Annotated in this window: 13 protein-coding genes; 2 read left to right on the forward strand and 11 right to left on the reverse strand. The window is 61.1% G+C overall.

Annotated features, from left to right (window positions below; genetic code table 11):
* Nucleotides 1-144 precede the first annotated feature (144 nt).
* The 7 genes from zwf to OKW44_RS00350 form a co-directional block, all read right to left on the reverse strand.
* Nucleotides 145-1626, reverse strand: a complete 1482-nt coding sequence (gene zwf / locus OKW44_RS00320; protein ID WP_026225781.1) for a glucose-6-phosphate dehydrogenase — start codon at nucleotides 1624-1626, stop codon at nucleotides 145-147.
* A 5-nt stretch (nucleotides 1627-1631) separates the two neighbouring features.
* Nucleotides 1632-2570, reverse strand: a complete 939-nt coding sequence (locus OKW44_RS00325; protein WP_018420416.1) for a carbohydrate kinase family protein — start codon at nucleotides 2568-2570, stop codon at nucleotides 1632-1634.
* Nucleotides 2551-4191, reverse strand: coding sequence for a glucose-6-phosphate isomerase (gene pgi, locus OKW44_RS00330; RefSeq protein ID WP_051103781.1), 1641 nt, complete (start codon nucleotides 4189-4191; stop codon nucleotides 2551-2553). The genes OKW44_RS00325 and pgi overlap by 20 nt, the downstream gene beginning before the upstream one ends.
* Nucleotides 4192-4211: 20 nt before the next feature.
* Nucleotides 4212-5162 (reverse strand): ABC transporter substrate-binding protein, encoded by a 951-nt coding sequence (locus OKW44_RS00335; protein ID WP_018420414.1) that lies wholly within the window; start codon nucleotides 5160-5162, stop codon nucleotides 4212-4214.
* Nucleotides 5163-5266: 104 nt separating this feature from the next.
* Nucleotides 5267-6304 carry an ABC transporter permease subunit gene (locus tag OKW44_RS00340; RefSeq protein WP_018420413.1) on the reverse strand — a complete coding sequence of 346 codons (1038 nt, stop codon included), beginning with the start codon at nucleotides 6302-6304 and terminating at the stop codon, nucleotides 5267-5269.
* A 41-nt stretch (nucleotides 6305-6345) separates the two neighbouring features.
* A complete protein-coding gene (locus OKW44_RS00345) occupies nucleotides 6346-7896 on the reverse strand; it encodes a sugar ABC transporter ATP-binding protein (RefSeq protein WP_026225780.1) in 1551 nt (516 codons plus the stop codon).
* Nucleotides 7883-9133, reverse strand: a complete 1251-nt coding sequence (locus tag OKW44_RS00350) for an ROK family transcriptional regulator (RefSeq protein ID WP_018420411.1) — start codon at nucleotides 9131-9133, stop codon at nucleotides 7883-7885. The genes OKW44_RS00345 and OKW44_RS00350 overlap by 14 nt, the downstream gene beginning before the upstream one ends.
* Before the next feature lie 1099 nt (nucleotides 9134-10232).
* On the opposite strand from OKW44_RS00350, the gene OKW44_RS00355 reads away from it, so the two are divergent.
* Both OKW44_RS00355 and OKW44_RS00360 read left to right on the forward strand, forming a co-directional pair.
* Nucleotides 10233-10757 (forward strand): PRC-barrel domain-containing protein, encoded by a 525-nt coding sequence (locus OKW44_RS00355; protein ID WP_018420410.1) that lies wholly within the window; start codon nucleotides 10233-10235, stop codon nucleotides 10755-10757.
* Between the two features lie 565 nt (nucleotides 10758-11322).
* On the forward strand, nucleotides 11323-12342 hold the full coding sequence (locus OKW44_RS00360) for an IS110 family RNA-guided transposase (protein ID WP_026225759.1): 1020 nt from the start codon (nucleotides 11323-11325) through the stop codon (nucleotides 12340-12342).
* 320 nt (nucleotides 12343-12662) lie between these two features.
* On the opposite strand, the gene OKW44_RS00365 is transcribed toward OKW44_RS00360, so the two are convergent.
* The 4 genes from OKW44_RS00365 to OKW44_RS00380 form a co-directional block, all read right to left on the reverse strand.
* Nucleotides 12663-13529 (reverse strand): oligopeptide/dipeptide ABC transporter ATP-binding protein, encoded by an 867-nt coding sequence (locus OKW44_RS00365; RefSeq protein WP_239499073.1) that lies wholly within the window; start codon nucleotides 13527-13529, stop codon nucleotides 12663-12665.
* 88 nt (nucleotides 13530-13617) lie between these two features.
* Nucleotides 13618-14640, reverse strand: a complete 1023-nt coding sequence (locus tag OKW44_RS00370; protein ID WP_018420408.1) for an ABC transporter ATP-binding protein — start codon at nucleotides 14638-14640, stop codon at nucleotides 13618-13620.
* Nucleotides 14640-15536: an ABC transporter permease gene (locus OKW44_RS00375; RefSeq protein WP_026225777.1), complete on the reverse strand. Its 897-nt coding sequence runs from the start codon at nucleotides 15534-15536 to the stop codon at nucleotides 14640-14642. Before OKW44_RS00375 ends, OKW44_RS00370 begins: the two co-directional genes overlap by 1 nt.
* 1 nt (nucleotide 15537) lies before the next feature.
* Entirely contained in the window at nucleotides 15538-16485 is a 948-nt protein-coding gene (locus OKW44_RS00380; RefSeq protein ID WP_018420406.1) for an ABC transporter permease, read from the reverse strand.
* Between the last annotated feature and the right edge of the window lie 24 nt (nucleotides 16486-16509).

Raw genomic sequence — 16509 nt, forward strand, 5'->3', positions numbered from 1 at the left:
ATCAGCTGGACATAAGAGTCGTCACTGAAGATTTTGAGTGCGTTGATCGTTGCAGTAGGCGCATCGGGGCGTCACGAGTGCGACACCGCCGTGCCTGCGCACCTTAAACTCAAGGGCGGGCTGACCACGGGTTTGCTTGGCGGCTCAGTTTTCTTCCTCCTGCCAACAGGTGCTGTGCCGCGCAAGCAGCGCGCTTGCCGCGGCCGGGCCCCAGGTGCCGGCTGCGTAAGGTTTCGGCGGGTTGTCCTGGCTTGCCCAGTCAGCGAGGATCGGCGCAACCCATCGCCATGCGGCCTCCTGCTCGTCACGCCTTACGAAGAGTGCGAGCCGTCCCGCGATCACATCGAGCAGCAGGCGCTCATACGCCTCCATCCGCTCCTGCTGGAAGAACTGGTCAAATGCGAGGTCGAGATGCACGCCTTGCAGCGTCATGCCAGTCCCTGGCTGCTTGGCGAGCGCGCTGAGCCGGATCGATTCGTTCGGCTGCAGCCGGATCGTCAGCCGGTTCGAGCCCGGGCGTAATGCCATCGGGCCCAAAGCCGAGTGAGGTACGGGCCGGAAGTTGATGACGATCTCGGCCACGCGGCCCGCAAGCCGCTTGCCGGTGCGCAGGAAGAACGGCACGCCCGACCAGCGCCAGTTTTCGACCTCGACCTTCAACGCGACGAACGTTTCAGTCATGCTGTGCTGGCCGACACCCGGTTCCGTCTGGTAAGCCGGCACCGGTACGCCTTTGATAGCGCCGGCGTGATACTGGCCACGCACGACACTCTGCCTGATCTGCTCGCGAGTCACCGGTTTGAGCGCACACAAGACACGCAGTTTCTCGTCTCGCACCGCGTCTGCGTCCATTGAGTGCGGCGGTTCCATCGCGATGATGGAGAGTAACTGAAGCAGGTGGTTCTGCACCATATCGCGTAGCGCGCCAGTCTGGTCGTAGAAATTGCCGCGGCCTTCAACGCCCAGTTCTTCCGCGACAGTGATCTGAATGCTCTCGACCCATTCGCGACGCCACAATGGTTCGAATAACGAGTTGCCGAAACGTAGCGCGAGCAGGTTCTGGACTGCCTCCTTGCCGAGGTAGTGGTCGATCCGGTAGATCTGGTCTTCAGCGAAAATCTGGCCCACCGCATCGTTGATCGCATTGGACGATTCGAGATCGTAGCCGAGCGGTTTCTCCAGCACGACCCGCGAGCCCTCAGTCAGTCCGGCCGACGCGAGACCGCGGCAGATCGGCACAAACAGTGCAGGCCCGGTCGCCAGATAGAAGATCCTGCGGCCGCGCACCGCGCCAAGCGTATCGCGTAGCAGGGAAAACGCATCGGGCTGGCTCACATCGAGCGCGACGTACGTAATGCGTTTGAGAAAGCCTTCCCACACTGCATTATCGATCGCTGTTCCAGGCAGGTGGGGTTTCACGTGCTCCTCGACCCATTTCAGATAGCCGCTCCTATCGTTAGCCGTCTGTGAGAGTGAGACGATCCTGCCGTCTGGCGCGAGCATGCCGTCGCGGTGCGCGGCGTAGAGTGCAGGCAAGATCTTGCGCATCGCCAGATCGCCTGTGCCTCCGAACAGGACGAAGGCGAAGCCGGCATGCGCTGAAGGGCTGCCGGACGGAGTTTTCATGAGAGTCATTGGGGGAAATCCATAAACGGATCGGACGAGCCAGGGACAGTCGTCACCTCGTCCAGAGTGGGCGCATAGGCACCTTGATGCGCGCACGTCACGGCAGCACAGGCGGCAGAAAATTTCAGATGGGATGCCAGCGGCGCGTCGGGCCGGATGATCAGGCTCGCAATCCATCCGCCAACGCAGGCGTCGCCACAGCCGACCGTGTCGACGACCTGCGCCGCGAACGCCGGCTGAACAAGCTCCTCCTCCGAGGTGAGCAACCTCATGCCTGCGGCGCCGCGCGTCACGAGAATGTCGGCAGTGGGCGCCCACGAGCGAAGCTGGGCGAGTGCCGACGCTTCATCGAGTTCGGGGAACAGGCCTCGCAGATCCTCGTCCGATACCTTGATATAGCTGGCCAGTTGCGCCATGCAGCGCAGCGTCGACCGGTACGCGGGCCCTGCCATCAGATCCCGGTAGTTCGGGTCGAACGAAATCCGCTTGCCGGCCGCGTGCGCGGCTTGTGCGAGATCCAGCAGCTGCGATGCGAGCGGCTGACGTACCAGGCTGAGCGAGCCGAAGTGTACGATTTTGGCTGACTCCATCCAGCCGGACGGCAATGCATTGACGTCGAAAGCCAGGTCGGCGCTGTTGTCGCCGATAAAAAAGTATTTCGGCGGGTGTTTCGACACGACCATGGCAAGAAGCGGCGAGCGCTCCACCTGCCGGGTGAAACGCATGTCGAGACCGGCCTGTGCACTCTGCTTCATCAACTGGTCGCCGAACGGGTCATGGCTGACCGTGCCGGCGAAGCCGGTAGGCACACCCAACCTCGCGCCCACGCGGGCGACGTTCCAGCACGAGCCGCCCGGCGCGCTACGCCAGTGCTGCTCGTCTTCGCGGATAAAGTCGGTCAGCGCCTCGCCGAATACGACCAGTTCAGGAAGCTTCATGGCCATTCCGATTGACTCCGGTTGCCGATTCTGCCTTCGTCACCCGCCGCTGCCTGAAGCGCCTGATCAGACCGTAGGTGGAGCTGTCGTGGGTGCTTGCCGCGCCTGAGCTCCTGACTTCGCTCTCAATCACCACCGCCAGCTTCTTGCCGAGTTCCACTCCCCACTGGTCGAACGAATTGATGTTCCAGATGATCCCCTGCACAAACACCTTGTGCTCGTACAGTGCGAGCAGGGCGCCAAATGTCGCCGGCTCAAGCCTGTCCATGCAGATCGTATTGGTCGGGCGATTGCCGTCGAAGCTGCGGTGCGGTTGTCCCGCGACCTGCAAGCCGTTCATCAGCGCTTCGGTTTGCGCAAAGCAATTGGCCAGCAGGACATCGTGGTGGACATCGAGCGCATGCTGCGGCTGCATGCAGGCGATGAAGTCCGCCGGAATCGGCGCGGTTCCCTGATGCAACAACTGGAAAAAAGCATGTTGACCGTTGGTTCCGGGCTCGCCCCAGATGACCGGCCCTGTCGCATAGTCGACCCGCTCGCCCGACAGCGTGACGGACTTCCCGTTGCTCTCCATGTCGAGTTGCTGCAAATAGGCCGGCAGGCGGTGGAGATACCGGTCGTACGGGGCAATCAGCTGGCTGTTCGCACCGAAGAAATTCGTGTACCAGATGCCGATCAAGGCTAGCACGACGGGCAGGTTCTGCTTGAGCGGTGCCTCGGCAAAGTGCCGGTCCATCGCATGTGCGCCGCCCAGCAGCGCCTCGAACGCGTCCATGCCGATCTGCAGCGCGACAGGCAGCCCGATCGCGGACCACAACGAATACCGGCCACCAACCCAGTCCCAGAATTCGAACATGTTGTCGGGATCGATGCCGAACGCCGCAACCGCATCAGCATGGGTCGACACCGCGACGAAGTGTTGCGCGACGGCTGACTCGGGCGCACCGCTGCTCAGCAGCCAGTTGCGCGCGGTGCGCGCGTTGAGCAGGGTTTCGCGCGTCGTAAAAGTCTTCGATGAAATCACGAAGAGGGTCGTCTCGAGATCGACGCTTTGCAGCACTTCGGCAATGTCCGCGCCATCGACGTTAGAGACGAAGTGCATCGTCAGCCCCTTGTCGCCGTGGGGCTTCAAGGCCTCACACACCATGCGCGGACCAAGGTCGGAGCCGCCGATGCCGATATTGACCACATCAGTGATCGCGCGCCCCGTATGGCCGCGCCACGCGCCCTCACGGACCGCGTCGGTAAAGCGCCGCATTTTGGCGAGAACTGCAAACACATCCGGAACCACGTCCTTGCCGTCCACCAGAATCGGCGTCCTGCGACGCTCGCGCAGCGCGACATGGAGTACCGGCCGGTTCTCGGTGGTGTTGACGCGCTCACCCGCGAACATGGCGTGCCGCCGCTCCTCCACGCCGGCCTGGCGCGCCAGCGCGCCAAGCAGGTCCAGCGTGCCGGTCGTGATCAGATTCTTGGAGTAGTCGACGAAGATGCCTGCGGCTTCCAGCGAGAATCGCTCGAACCGTTCGCAATCCTGCATAAAAAGATCGGCTATCGAGACGTGCGCCATGTCCTCGCGATGTTCTGCGAGCGCCCGCCAGGCGGGCGACTGAGTGAGATTCGACATGAGTGTTTGAGTGTTTGAGATTAGTGGGGTGCAGACCAGCCCTTGTAGCTCTTCACGTTGTCGCGTGTCACGAGCGTCGAGGGAAGCAGGATCATCGAGTTGGCCGGCTTCTTGCCGTTCATGAGGCCGTATCCGACCGTGACGGCCGTTTGCGCCATGGACCACGGATCCTGGCTTGCGGAAGCCTGAACCAGCGTATCGGTTTTCAGAGCCGTTTCGATGTCCGGTGCGCCGTCAACGGACGTAATGAAGAGGTTCTTGCGGTTGAGCTGTTTGGCCGCCAGATCGCTGCCCACGGCCTGCGGGTCGTTGATCGCGAACAGGGCATCGACTTTCGGGAACCGCGTCAGATAACCCTGCATGGCATTCATGCCGCCTTCGCGGGAGCCCTTCGCGTCCTGATCGTCAGACAGCACCTTGATATCCGGATGTTTCGCGAATACCGACTTGCAGCCCTTCACCCGGTCGACCACTGCCGAGACGGGCGGCCCATTTTCGATGATGACGTTGCCCTTGCCATTGAGTTTTTTGGCAATGTAGTCGCACGAGATTTCGCCAGCCTGCACGTTGTTCGTCTGCACCGTGGCGTCGGCGCCCGCGGCGGCCACATCCACCGCCACGACCACGATGCCGGCGGCCTGGGCTTTCTTCACGGCAGGCAGGATCGCGTTCGGGTCGGCTGCGTTGATGAGAATCATGTCGACGTGAGCCGCGATGAAGTTGTCGATCTGCGTGAACTGTTTGTTCATGTCGTAATCCGCCGACACTGCAGTGACGTTCACGCCGGGATTGATCTGCTTGGCCTTGGCCTCGGCGCCTTTGACGATCGTGACGAAGTAGGGATTGCCGAGCGAACCGACGGTGATGCCGATCGCCTTGAGCGGTTTGTCGGCGGCATTAGCCGCGGGCAGCGTGAGGCTAAGACCCATTGCGAGGGCGATGCTGGCGATAGCAATTTTCTGCTTGAACATTTTCGTGTCTCCAGGATGATCCGTTGGATGAGTGGGGCGCAAGGGGACCGGCTTACGCCTATAGGTTGGTGAGGCAAGCGGGAACGGCGTACGGATGCGGTATTTCAGGTACGCGCTGATCCGCGTTGACGGAAACGGTCGAGCGCCACGGCGCCGATGATGACGAGGCCCTTGATGATGTATTGCCAGACGTCGGAGACGCCGAGCAATACGAGCCCGTTGGTCAGGACAGCGATGATCAGCGCGCCAACCAGCGTGCCAACGATCGAGCCCACGCCGCCGACGAAGCTGGTGCCGCCGAGAATCACGGCGGCAATCGCGTCCAGTTCGTACGACTGACCCATCTGAAGGCCGTTCGCCGCATACAGGCGGGCCGCGGACATCACGGCGCCGAGGCCGGCCAGCAGACCCGACATGGCATAGACGAACATCTCGATGCCCCACACCTTGATGCCCGAGAGGCGCGCCGCTTCAGGGTTGCCACCGACCGAATAGATGCGCAGTCCGAGGACGGTGCGACGCAGGATGAACCACGACAGCGCGACCACCACGATCGCGATTATCACCAGCCAGGGCACGCCGAGGACCGTGCCATTGCCGATGAAGGCGAACGACAGTTGCGGATTGAACACGGTCGTGTCATGGCCGAGCAGCCGGGCGATACCGCGCACCGCGGTCAGCGCACCGAGCGTGACGATAAAGGGCGGCAGCCTGAGCAGGGCGATCAGGGCACCGTTGATGAGGCCGAAGCCGATCCCGACGGCGAGCGCGGTCGGGATGCCGAGCCAACCCCAGCCCGGAATGTTCGACGCCAGCAGGGCCGTCACCGCGGCGGCCGACAGCACGGAGCCGACTGACAGATCGATCCCGCCGGTCAGAATGACGAAGGTCATCCCGGCGGCCAGCACGATGTTGATCGACGCCTGCTGCGTGACGATCGACAGGTTCTGCAGACTGAAAAAGCTGTCGGTCCCGACGCCAAAGCCGATACACAGCAGCACGAGCACGGGCAGCATGCCTGCCGTTCGCATCAGGGACTGCATGCGCTCGCGATGTTCGATACGCGATTGCCGCTGGGCCTGCGTGGATGCCTTCGGCGCCGGCACCGTGTCGGCGTCGTGGTGCTTGGTGGTATTGCTCATGTCGTCCTCCTGGATACTCGGGATCCTGTCTCTTATAGAAATCAGGCTGCTTCGCCCAGCGCGGGGCGAGAGCCCGTGGCCAGTTCGATGATGGTTTCCTGAACAATCGGCGTGCCGGTATGGCCGCCGAGTTCACCCGCAAATTCGCCTTCGCGCATCACCAGTACGCGATCGGCCACGCCGATGATTTCCGGCAACTCGCTCGATATGACGATGATGCCCACGCCTGAACGCGCGAGGTCGTTGATAATCCGGTAGATCTCGGACTTCGCGCCGATGTCTACGCCGCGCGTCGGCTCGTCGAGAATGAGCACGCGCGGTTTGGTCTCGAGCAGACGCGACAGCAACACTTTCTGCTGGTTGCCGCCAGACAGCGCGCCCGCGTTGACCTTCGAGTTCGGCACGCGGATGGAGAGCGCCGCGATCGCATCGCGGGCGCGCGAAGCGCCGCGTGCCAGATCGAGTACCCCCAACCGCGCGTCGCGGTTGCAGACGGCGACGTTGATGTTGTCGCGCACGCTCATGTCGAGAAAGAGACCCTGGCCCTTGCGGTCTTCGGTGAGGTAGACGAGGCCCGCGTCGATTGCATCGCGCGGCGTGCGCAACGCGAGAACCTTGCCACCCACCGACACTTCGCCGCGCACCCGCGGTTCCGCGCCAAAAATGAGCCGGGCCAGTTCGGTGCGGCCCGCGCCGACGAGGCCCGCGATGCCGAGCACTTCGCCCGCGTGAAGATCCAGACTGCAGCCACGCACGCGCCTTGTGTCGGCGACGTCGCGCACCGAGAGCACGACCTTGCCCGGATCGTAGGGCGCGTGCTGCTTCTTGTAGAAGCCGGAGATGTCGCGGCCCACCATCATTTTCACCAGACTCTCCGCCGAGAGTTGGTCGCGCTCCAGCGTGCCGACATAGGTGCCGTCCCGCAACACGGAAACGCGATCGGAGAGTTCATAGATCTCCGCCATGCGATGGCTGATGTAGATGATCGCGAGGCCTTCGGCGCGCAACTGGCGGATTAGATCGAAGAGGCGGTCCGTTTCGCGCGACGACAGCGGTGTGGTCGGCTCGTCCATCACGAGGATACGGGCGCGGGCGTGCACAGCCCGCGCAATCTCGACGAGTTGCCGCTCGGCGATCGACAGGTCGCCCACCAGAGTGTGCGGTTTGAAGGCCGCCCCAAGGCGCTTGAGCACGGCTTCGCAGGCCCGCTCCATGCCCGGCCGGTCGATCACGCCCCACCGGCCGCCCTTGCGCAATTCGCGCCCGGCGTGGATGTTTTCGGCAACCGACAGATTGGGGGCAAGGCTCAATTCCTGGTAGATGACCGCCACACCCAACGCCTTCGCCGCGAGTGGGCCGTCAATGACCGCGACTTTGCCGTCGATGAGGATCTGTCCGCCTGCGTCGGCCTGATAAGCGCCCGAGAGGATTTTCATCAGGGTGGACTTGCCCGCGCCGTTTTCGCCCATCAGCGAATGCACTTCGCCTGGGTGCACGGTCAGACGCACGTTGTCGAGTGCGCGAACGCCTGGAAAGGTTTTGCTAATGCCGCGCATCTCCAGCAGCGCAGATCGGGATTCAGAACTGGACATGGCTCACCTCCTGGGGTGTAGTCCCCGCGCCTTTGAGAATTCCCGTGCGCGGCGAAAAGTTGAAGAACATCGGCAGCGTCGCCGCGCCGAGCGCGCCGGCGTCCGGCCCGAACGTGCCCTGAACGAGCTCCGGGATGCCGCGCGCCTCCGGCGCAGCCGCGACCATGGCGGTGCGCAGGCGCTTCATTAGCGTACTGAGCAGGCCGCAGTCGACGTCGGCGTCCAGAATGACCACCGGAACGTCGAGCACGCAAAGCATTGAGCGCAGGGCGGGGGCAAGCGCATCGATGCAATCGTCGATCCATTCATCGACCGCTGGCAGATCGCGCGCCACGCAGGCTTCGAGATCCGCGCGCTTTTCAATCGACTCGCCGCTGTAGCGCAGATGCCGTGCGAGCGCGTTGAGGGACGCGCGCGAGAGCAGGATGTCCCATTGCCCGTTGGGCTGAAGAGCTGACGGCAGGCGGCTGGGTGGAACCGGCATGACGCCGATGTCGCCTGCATTGCCGCTCACACCGCGCAGACAGTCGCCGTCGATGGCGATGCCGCCGCCGATGGCTGGTCCTAGAAACAGGTAGACGAAGTCGTCAGATTGACGCCCGCGACCGTAGAACAGCTCAGCGATGGCAGCAGCATTGCCATCGTTCTCGCTGAATACGGGTAGCGAAACGGCTTGCCCGAGTTCGCTCGCAAAGTCCACTCCGTCCCAGGCGCGGAAAGTGTTGGCCGGCAAGCCAAGCTCGCGCAGCCAGCTTCCCAGGTTATATGGCTGTGCAACACCGACGCCGGCCAGCCGCTCACGCTCTTGCGGGGCGAGAATCTGAAGGATGTTGTGAATATCGTCCTGCACGATGTCGAGCACCTTGGCAGGGTGGGGCAGCACCAGGTCGTGCGCGCGCCGGGCCAGCAACTCTCCAGCGAAGTTCACCAGCACCGTTTCCATGCTGGTGCGGTCCAGCCGCACGCCGATGCCGAAAGCGCCGCGCGGGTGCAGGCGAATCAGGGAAGCAGGTTGGCCGCGCTGGCCTTCCAGGCGGCGGCCGGTGAATTCGATGAGTCCTGCCTCGCCGAGCGACGCGATGATGCTGCCCACTGCAGTGTTCGTCAGGTTTGCCTGGCGGGCCAGGTCGGCTTTTGAGGCGGGCTGGCCGCGACGCAGCGCCTGCAACAGCAGGCGTTCGTTGTAACGGCGCACGTTGGCGGAATTGCTGCCTTGGCCGATATGAGGACTTCTCACGCTTCCGCTCCGGGGTGGGCGCTGCTGGGGCGACTAATTAAATCATGTTGATTTATTTAATACCATGCGTTGCCCCCTGTCAGTTAGGGGAAGTCCTGGGCAGCCTCGCCGTGGAGCATCCGCCACGACCGCGCTGCCCGATTGAGCAGCTCAGGTCGCTTGAAGCGATTGAATTTTCGGTGCACTTCAGGCGGACACTCGTTAATGGGCCGTGTCACGTGAACGAATTTGGATATGGGCTCTCACGGAAGGGCTCCGCGACTGCCGGGAAGGCACACCTCAGCGCAACCGATTACGTCTTCAATACAATCCTGTGGCCAAGGCTGGCTCCCTTGACGCGTACTTATCCGGATATCGACATCGACCTTTCTATTACGGACTGACGCAGACTGTGGGGCAGCAGTTTGACGCCGGGGTACGTGGGTAGTTGTCCTTTTCGTGCAAAATCTGGCGCTTTGATCCTGAAAGCCCATACTTATCAATGACTTGAACAATCATGGTTTGCTTGGCGGTCGCCGACACGCAGCGCATTGCTGCAAGCGGCTCTGCGCGATGCTGCCGCCAGACTTTGCACGAAAAGGACGACTACCCCGGCTTGAAGATTGCGAAGTTCTCTACAGCGAAGACATGCAACACGGCCAGGTCATCTTCGACCGGCTGACGGTGGTTAATCCGTTCCGGTCACCCAGTTGACCGCCGTCTAGTTCGTTATCACGCGTCGCACGGTTTGTACCGTCCACGGGTACGTCACTCGGCGCCCGGAAGACATTCCCGGTCCTGCCCGGGTGAGCTGGGACTCGGGCATGCCTGATGCTGTACCGAAAAACATCTCTCACCAGTTTCGCGGGCAGTTGGCATCAACCGGCACAGGAAATCCGGTCCGATGTTTAGAAAGCATTCGGCGGCGCCAGATCTCGGGCGAAACGCAGGAATCTTTGCGGATCGGCATGCGGCAAAACCGCGAATCATGAGATCGTCGATCTGCTCAATGACCTGCCCGAAAAATGACTGCGGTCTCGTGCCACCGTGCAGGCGAATCGTAGTGACGAGTGCGTCACGTCATTTCCTGCATCCGTTATTGATAGTAAGGAGTGTTGTCATGAATCCGACCCTTCAGTCCGCCAATGAAGGCGGAGCACAGATCACGCGAACGAGTGCCGATCCGGCCGACGGGCCGGGCCGCGATGTCATGGCTGCCGCAACGCTCGACGGCAATACCGTGCTGAGCGCGGACGGCGACGACGTTGGCAAGATCAAGGAGATCATGCTCGACGTGCGCACCGGCCATATAGCGTACGCGGTGCTGGCAAGCGGTGGCTTTCTCGGCATCGGCGGCAAGCTACTCGCGATCCCGTGGGCCATGCTGACGCTCGACACGTCGCGCGAACGTTTTGTGCTGTCGGCATCGTCCGAGCAGATCAGGAATGCACCGGGCTTCGACAAGGATAACTGGCCGGCGATGGCGGATCCGAACTGGGCCACCACCGTGCATGCATACTATGGCAGAAAGCCATACTGGGGAAGCCGCACGGAACTACCCGTCGACGAGCGCGGCGATATGCGGATTGGTGAAAGCGTTGGGGATTCGCCTGCGTCGCCTGAACGAGGGGACGTCAAACTTTAACACTGGCGACGCCTATCTCGCGGAAGTAGTCGCTCCGTTTCGGAAGTAAGGTCAACCGCCGCGCAGAATGGCGAGTTGTGACGCTGCGGGCATAAAAAGTCTGGACTGGGAGTTGCCGGTCGGCTTCAAAAGCCTCGGTGAGGCTCACACCGGGGCTTTTTATCTTGAAGCTCTCGATGGAAGTTTGTGCTCTGCAGTGTATTTGCGACGTACCTTGTTGTAGCCTTTGGTCCGGGCCTTGTAGGCTCCAAGGCTGAGAACACCGGAAGCAAAGCTTGCTTCTCTTGTCATGCTGAGAGCTTCATTTCACTTCAAGCAGTGCCCACCAATCCTGCGCCGCATGCAGGATACGCACGATTGAAACACGTTCCGATCGCCGGTTCGGGCTGAGCGCCGCAGGAAGCCAGGGCACGCCACGGTGGTGCTGATGGTATCGCAATTTGAATGATATGAACGCCCCCACCCAGTCGGTCCGTGTGAGCGATCCACCGCTATGCGGAATTTCGACCGGATTGAGAAGTGGTTGATCATACTCATCTGCTCAACCGAACAGAGGGGATCTGTCATGGCACATATGATCGTGGGTGTGGACATCGCAATGAATGTAATGCAGGTTCACTGGGTGGATCCCGAAAGCGGCGAAATCGTGAACCGGTCCATCAAGCGAGCGGCGTTTCTCGAATACTTTGCCAATCGCAAACCGTGCCTTGTCGGCATGGAGTCGTGCAGCGGATCACAGCATTGGGCCCGACGGTTGATCGAAATGGGGCATCGGGTAAAGCTTATGCCGGCGAAGTTCGTCAAGGCGTTCAACATCCGCAACAAGAACGATGCGGCCGACGCGCGGGCAATCTGGATGGCCACCCAGATGGATTGCAGGGAAGTTGCCGTAAAAAGCGAAGCGCAGCAGGCCATCCTTGCACTGCATCGTATGCGTCAACAACTGGTGAAGTTTCGCACGATGCAAACCAATAGTCTTCGCGGATTGATCAGCGAGTACGGCGAGGTGATGGGAGTAGGGAGGGCGGCGTTGGACAAGGCAATGGTGGGAGTTCTGGAAAGATTGTCAGGACGCTTGCCTGCGATACTGATCGATACGCTGCGAGAGCAATGGAAAGGTCTGGATGACGTGGACCGTCAGATCGGCCAGATCGAGCGCCGGATGCGGGAGTGGATGAAAGGTGATCAGGCGGTCAAGGCAATCGCAGCAATCCCAGGCGTGGGGCTGCTTACCGCAACAGCTGCCGTGGCAACGATGGGGCATGCCAAAGCCTTCAAATCTGGCCGCGAGTTTGCGGCCTGGCTCGGACTTGTGCCGGGACAGACCGGATCGGGCGGCACGATCAAGCTACAGGGAATCAGCAAGCGAGGTGACACGTATCTCAGAACTCTACTGGTTCACGGCGCGCGGAGCATCATCTATCGCGCGAAAGAGCCAGATCTCTGGGTCGAACAGATGAAACAGCGGCGCCCGTTGAATGTCGTCATCGTCGCAATGGCCAACAAGCTTGCGCGAATAATCTGGGCGGTGCTGGCGCATCAACAGCCCTATCGGAAGGATTACGTCAGTACGAGGCCAGCCTGATCTCACCGGTCTGCTGGAAGGTTTCCTGTTTCAAGGGATGGAACGTCAAAAGTTGCGGCGGCATTCGAGTGTAATGACAAATCGGGCGGGACCCGGGATTCACCAAACCTGCTTTTATGTCTGAGCTTCACAAGCTCGCGATTTGAATGAGGCGTGAGTCAGCGGATTTCATAGGGGCCGGCAGCGAAGCGGAAGCTGCAAAGAGGCCGGATGTAGAGCTGCAGCCCGTTCTGGTGCGGCGATAGTAGTTGTCCGGCAAGTACAGAACAGGCTCAGCGGCCGCACTTGGGGATTTCCGGAGCATGCGATGAAGACGTAGCTCAAACGAGGTGGCAGGCCACCCGGCTCCGCGTCCCGAGCAGCTTGAGTTCCGGCTCACGCGTCTCACATATCGGCTTCGATAAAGGGCAGCGCGTGTGGAATCGGCAGCCCGATGGCGGCGAACTCGGACTAGGCGGGTCACCATCGAGCAGAGAGACGTGCCGCACCCGCTCAATCTCAGGGTCAGTCGAGGGAGCGGCATCGAGCAGGGCACGCGTGTAGGGATGCCGCGGCCTTGCAAATATCTCTGAGGTGGGTCCGGTTTCGACGATTTTGCCAAGGTACATCACGCTCACTCGCGTACATACCAGGCGAACAATCGCAAGATCATGTGCGATCAGCACGATCGTAAGGTCAAGTTTCTTCTGCAGATCCGCGAAGAGATTCAGAATCTGCGCCCGAATTGAAACGTCCAGCGCGCTCAGCGGCTCGTCACAGATAAGAACCCTCGGATCGAGCGCCAGCGCCCGTGCGATGGCAACGCGCTGGCGCTGACCGCCCGAGAGTGCCCGAGGCAATCGATCAAGGCAAGTCTCGGGCAAACTCACAAGCTGGAGGAGTTCCACTACTCGCGCACGGCGCCCGGAGGCAGTGCCCAATCCGTGTACTTTCAGGGGCTCCTCCAGGGACTCGAAGATCGTCTGGCGACTACTGAGCGATGCCAACGGATCCTGAAAAATGAACTGCACGTGGCGACTAAAGGCAAGACGATCCCTGCGCCATTCTTCTAGCTCACGGCCATCTATCAGCACGCGACCGCCGGTCGGTCGCTGCAGCCCGGCGATCGTGCGGGAAAGGCTGGTTTTACCGCAGCCCGATTCGCCGACAATACCGTGAAGCTCGCCCTGCTGGACCTCGAGATCCACCCCGTCAACTGCGCGTACGGGCCCACCACGCCGGCTCGCAAAGTGCACTTCAAGCTGCTTTACTGCAATTGTGTTCGATAGACTCACTTCAAATCCCCTGGCCGTTCGCGTGCATCACAAGGCACGCAACCTTGTGTGTTACAGGCTGAGACGAAACAGGCACCAGGGCCGGACGAGTCAGGTTGCATGAAGGCTTTGCGGCGAAGCAACGGGAAGCAAACCGGCATCCTCTTTCCAGATGAGAAAGGTCGGGAGGCGCACCAGGAATTTCGGTCAGCCGTTCGCCGACGGGCGTGTCAAGGTCAGGGACCGAAGAGAGCAGGCCTTGCGTGTAGGGGTGGATCGGATGCTTAAGGACATCCACGACTGCCCCTTGTTCAACGATCCGCCCTGCGTACATAACGGCAACCCGATCCGCCATTCCTGCCACCACGCCGATATCATGTGTGATGAGGATGATCGCCAGGCCGTCTTCGGCCTGGATTCGTTTGAGCAGGGCGAGGATCTGGGCCTGCACCGTTGCATCCAGCGCGGTCGTGGGTTCGTCGGCGAGAAGTATCTTCGGGCGGGACGACAGTGCCAACGCGATCATCGCGCGCTGGCGCATGCCGCCAGAGAACTCATGCGGATAGCGCCAATACCGGTCCGCTGGGTCTGCTATGCCGACACGGCCCAGATTCGCTATAGCATCCGCCTTCGCATCGTCAGCGGAGAGGCCCGCGAAGCGACGAGCCTGCTCCGCAAGTTGTGGCCCGATGCGTCGCATGGGGTTAAGTGCGCTCAAGGGATCCTGGAACACCACCCCAAACTCGTTACCCCGTATCTTCACGAGCGTTTTCCCACTCGCATGGAGAAGATCTCCCCGGGCCGTCTTTGCCTTGCCACGCATCTGAACCGCAATACCTTCGGGGAGCAAGCCCAGCGGACCAAGCGTCATCACGGTCTTGCCGCTTCCGCTCTCGCCGACGATCGCCAGAGTTTCGCCAGGCCTTATCGATAAGGAGCATTCGTCGACGGCGCGGATCGTCCGCTGTTCCGTGTAAAGATCGATGACCAGCCCTTCTATCTCGTAAAGCGGTCGGGCGGCCACCTGTTCAGTGATCTTTGACATTATTGGCTGCTCCCTTCAATGGCCTGTTCCTCACGCTCTCTTGCACGTACGCGTTTGAGCAGAGCCCGGCCTTTGATCGCGCGTGGCAGCTTCTGCAAGGCGATCGCCTCGCCCAACACGTTGAAGCTCACGACAACTAGCGTTAATGCCAGACCTGGCAGAATCACCATGCTCGGAAAGTCTTCCAGGTAGTTCATGCCGTCGACCAGCATCTGCCCCCATTCTGCGGTCGGTGGTGTAACGCCAAGCCCCAGAAAGCTCAGTGTCGCAATGGACAGGACAAGTGCACCGGCGTCGGCGCTCGCATACACGAGCACTACGCCGAGTACTGACGGGAGGATGTGGCGCGTAAAGACCCACCAATGGCTAGCGCCGATCACCCGGCAGGCCTCGACGTGTGGCTGATGGACCTCGCCTGCCACCACTGCGCGGCTCATCCGGGCGTAATTCGCCCACCATGCCAGCGTAAGGGCTGCGATCATCGACCAGTAACCAGGCCCGACGATGCCGATCAGCGCCAGCGCAATAATCAGACTCGGCAGACTCAGCATGATGTCAATGATGCTAATCAACACCAGATCGGCCTTCCCACCGAGATAGCCGGCCACCGACCCGACCACGACTCCGATCGCAAGTGCCGAAACCAGCACGATAGACATTGCCATGAGGGAAACGCGGGCCGCCCAGACAAGACGGCTGAAAAGATCGCGCCCCAGATAGTCGGTGCCGAACCAGTGCGACAGACTCGGTCCCTGCATTGCATCAGCAATGACCTGCGTCCCTGGAGGGTACGGTGCGAGCGCAGGTGCGAGTATCGCAACCAGCAAGAAGAGCAACACCGGAACCAGTGCGTATGGACTGATGCCTCCAAACCGCTTCCTAAGTCGATTAGCCATTTCAGGTGCTCGCTACTTGCGACCGGCGGATGCGCGGGTCAATCAACATACATACCATGTCGACCACAAAGTTCACCGACACAAAGAACACAACGAAAGTCATCAGAATGGCCTGCATCACAGGGAAGTCCCTGAACCGGATCGCGTCAATGAAGAATGCCCCGACGCCCTGCCACGCAAAGACCGTTTCAACCACCACAGCACCAATGATCATCAACGCGAACTGCGCACCAAACGTCGTCAGAAACGGAACGGCGAGATTTGGCAAAGCCTCGCGCAGCAGGACTCCTCTGCGACTGTAACCTTTCGCGAATCCGGTCGTAGTGAATGGGCGAGACATCAGCTCGTGGAGGCTGACGCGCACCACTCGACTGAGGACACAGGTTGGAAAGAGGCCCACGGTCAGCCACGGCATCACCCAGGACAGCAGTCCGGACGTACCGAAGCTCGGCAGCCAATGCAATTTCACGGAGAACAGAAGGACGAGCAACGCTCCAACGAAGAAGTTTGGCGCGGATGCTCCCACAAGCGCGAGCGCTCTCAACGTCCGATCGAGGATGCCACCGTTGCTCATGGCTCCGGCTACGCCCAGTATCAACGGCAGGAAGAATGCAATTACTCCCCCTCCCGCCAGGAGCCGAACTGTCGTCGGCAGCCGTTGCGCGAACTCCTCGGTGACAGGACGCCCAGTGCGCAGGGATTCGCCCCACTGGCCCCGCACGGCGTTTTCCACCCAGTGACCGTAGCGAAGGTAGAGCGGATCGTTCAGGCCGAGATCACGTTCGATCTTCTCCACCAGTTCATGTGTCGCTTTCGGACCGGCCGCGCGCTCTGCAAGGAAGTTGGCGGCATTGCCGGGTGCCAATGCGATCAGTGCGAAGGTTAGCGCACTTGCCACTGCGATGAGGCCAGTTGCGAGTGCCAGCCGCCGACAGAAGAGTTTAAACATTACGTCCGATTCCTATAAACCCAG

It is taken from the genome of Paraburkholderia lebeckiae, assembly GCF_050436325.1.
In the GTDB taxonomy this organism is placed as follows: Bacteria; Pseudomonadota; Gammaproteobacteria; order Burkholderiales; family Burkholderiaceae; genus Paraburkholderia; species Paraburkholderia tuberum.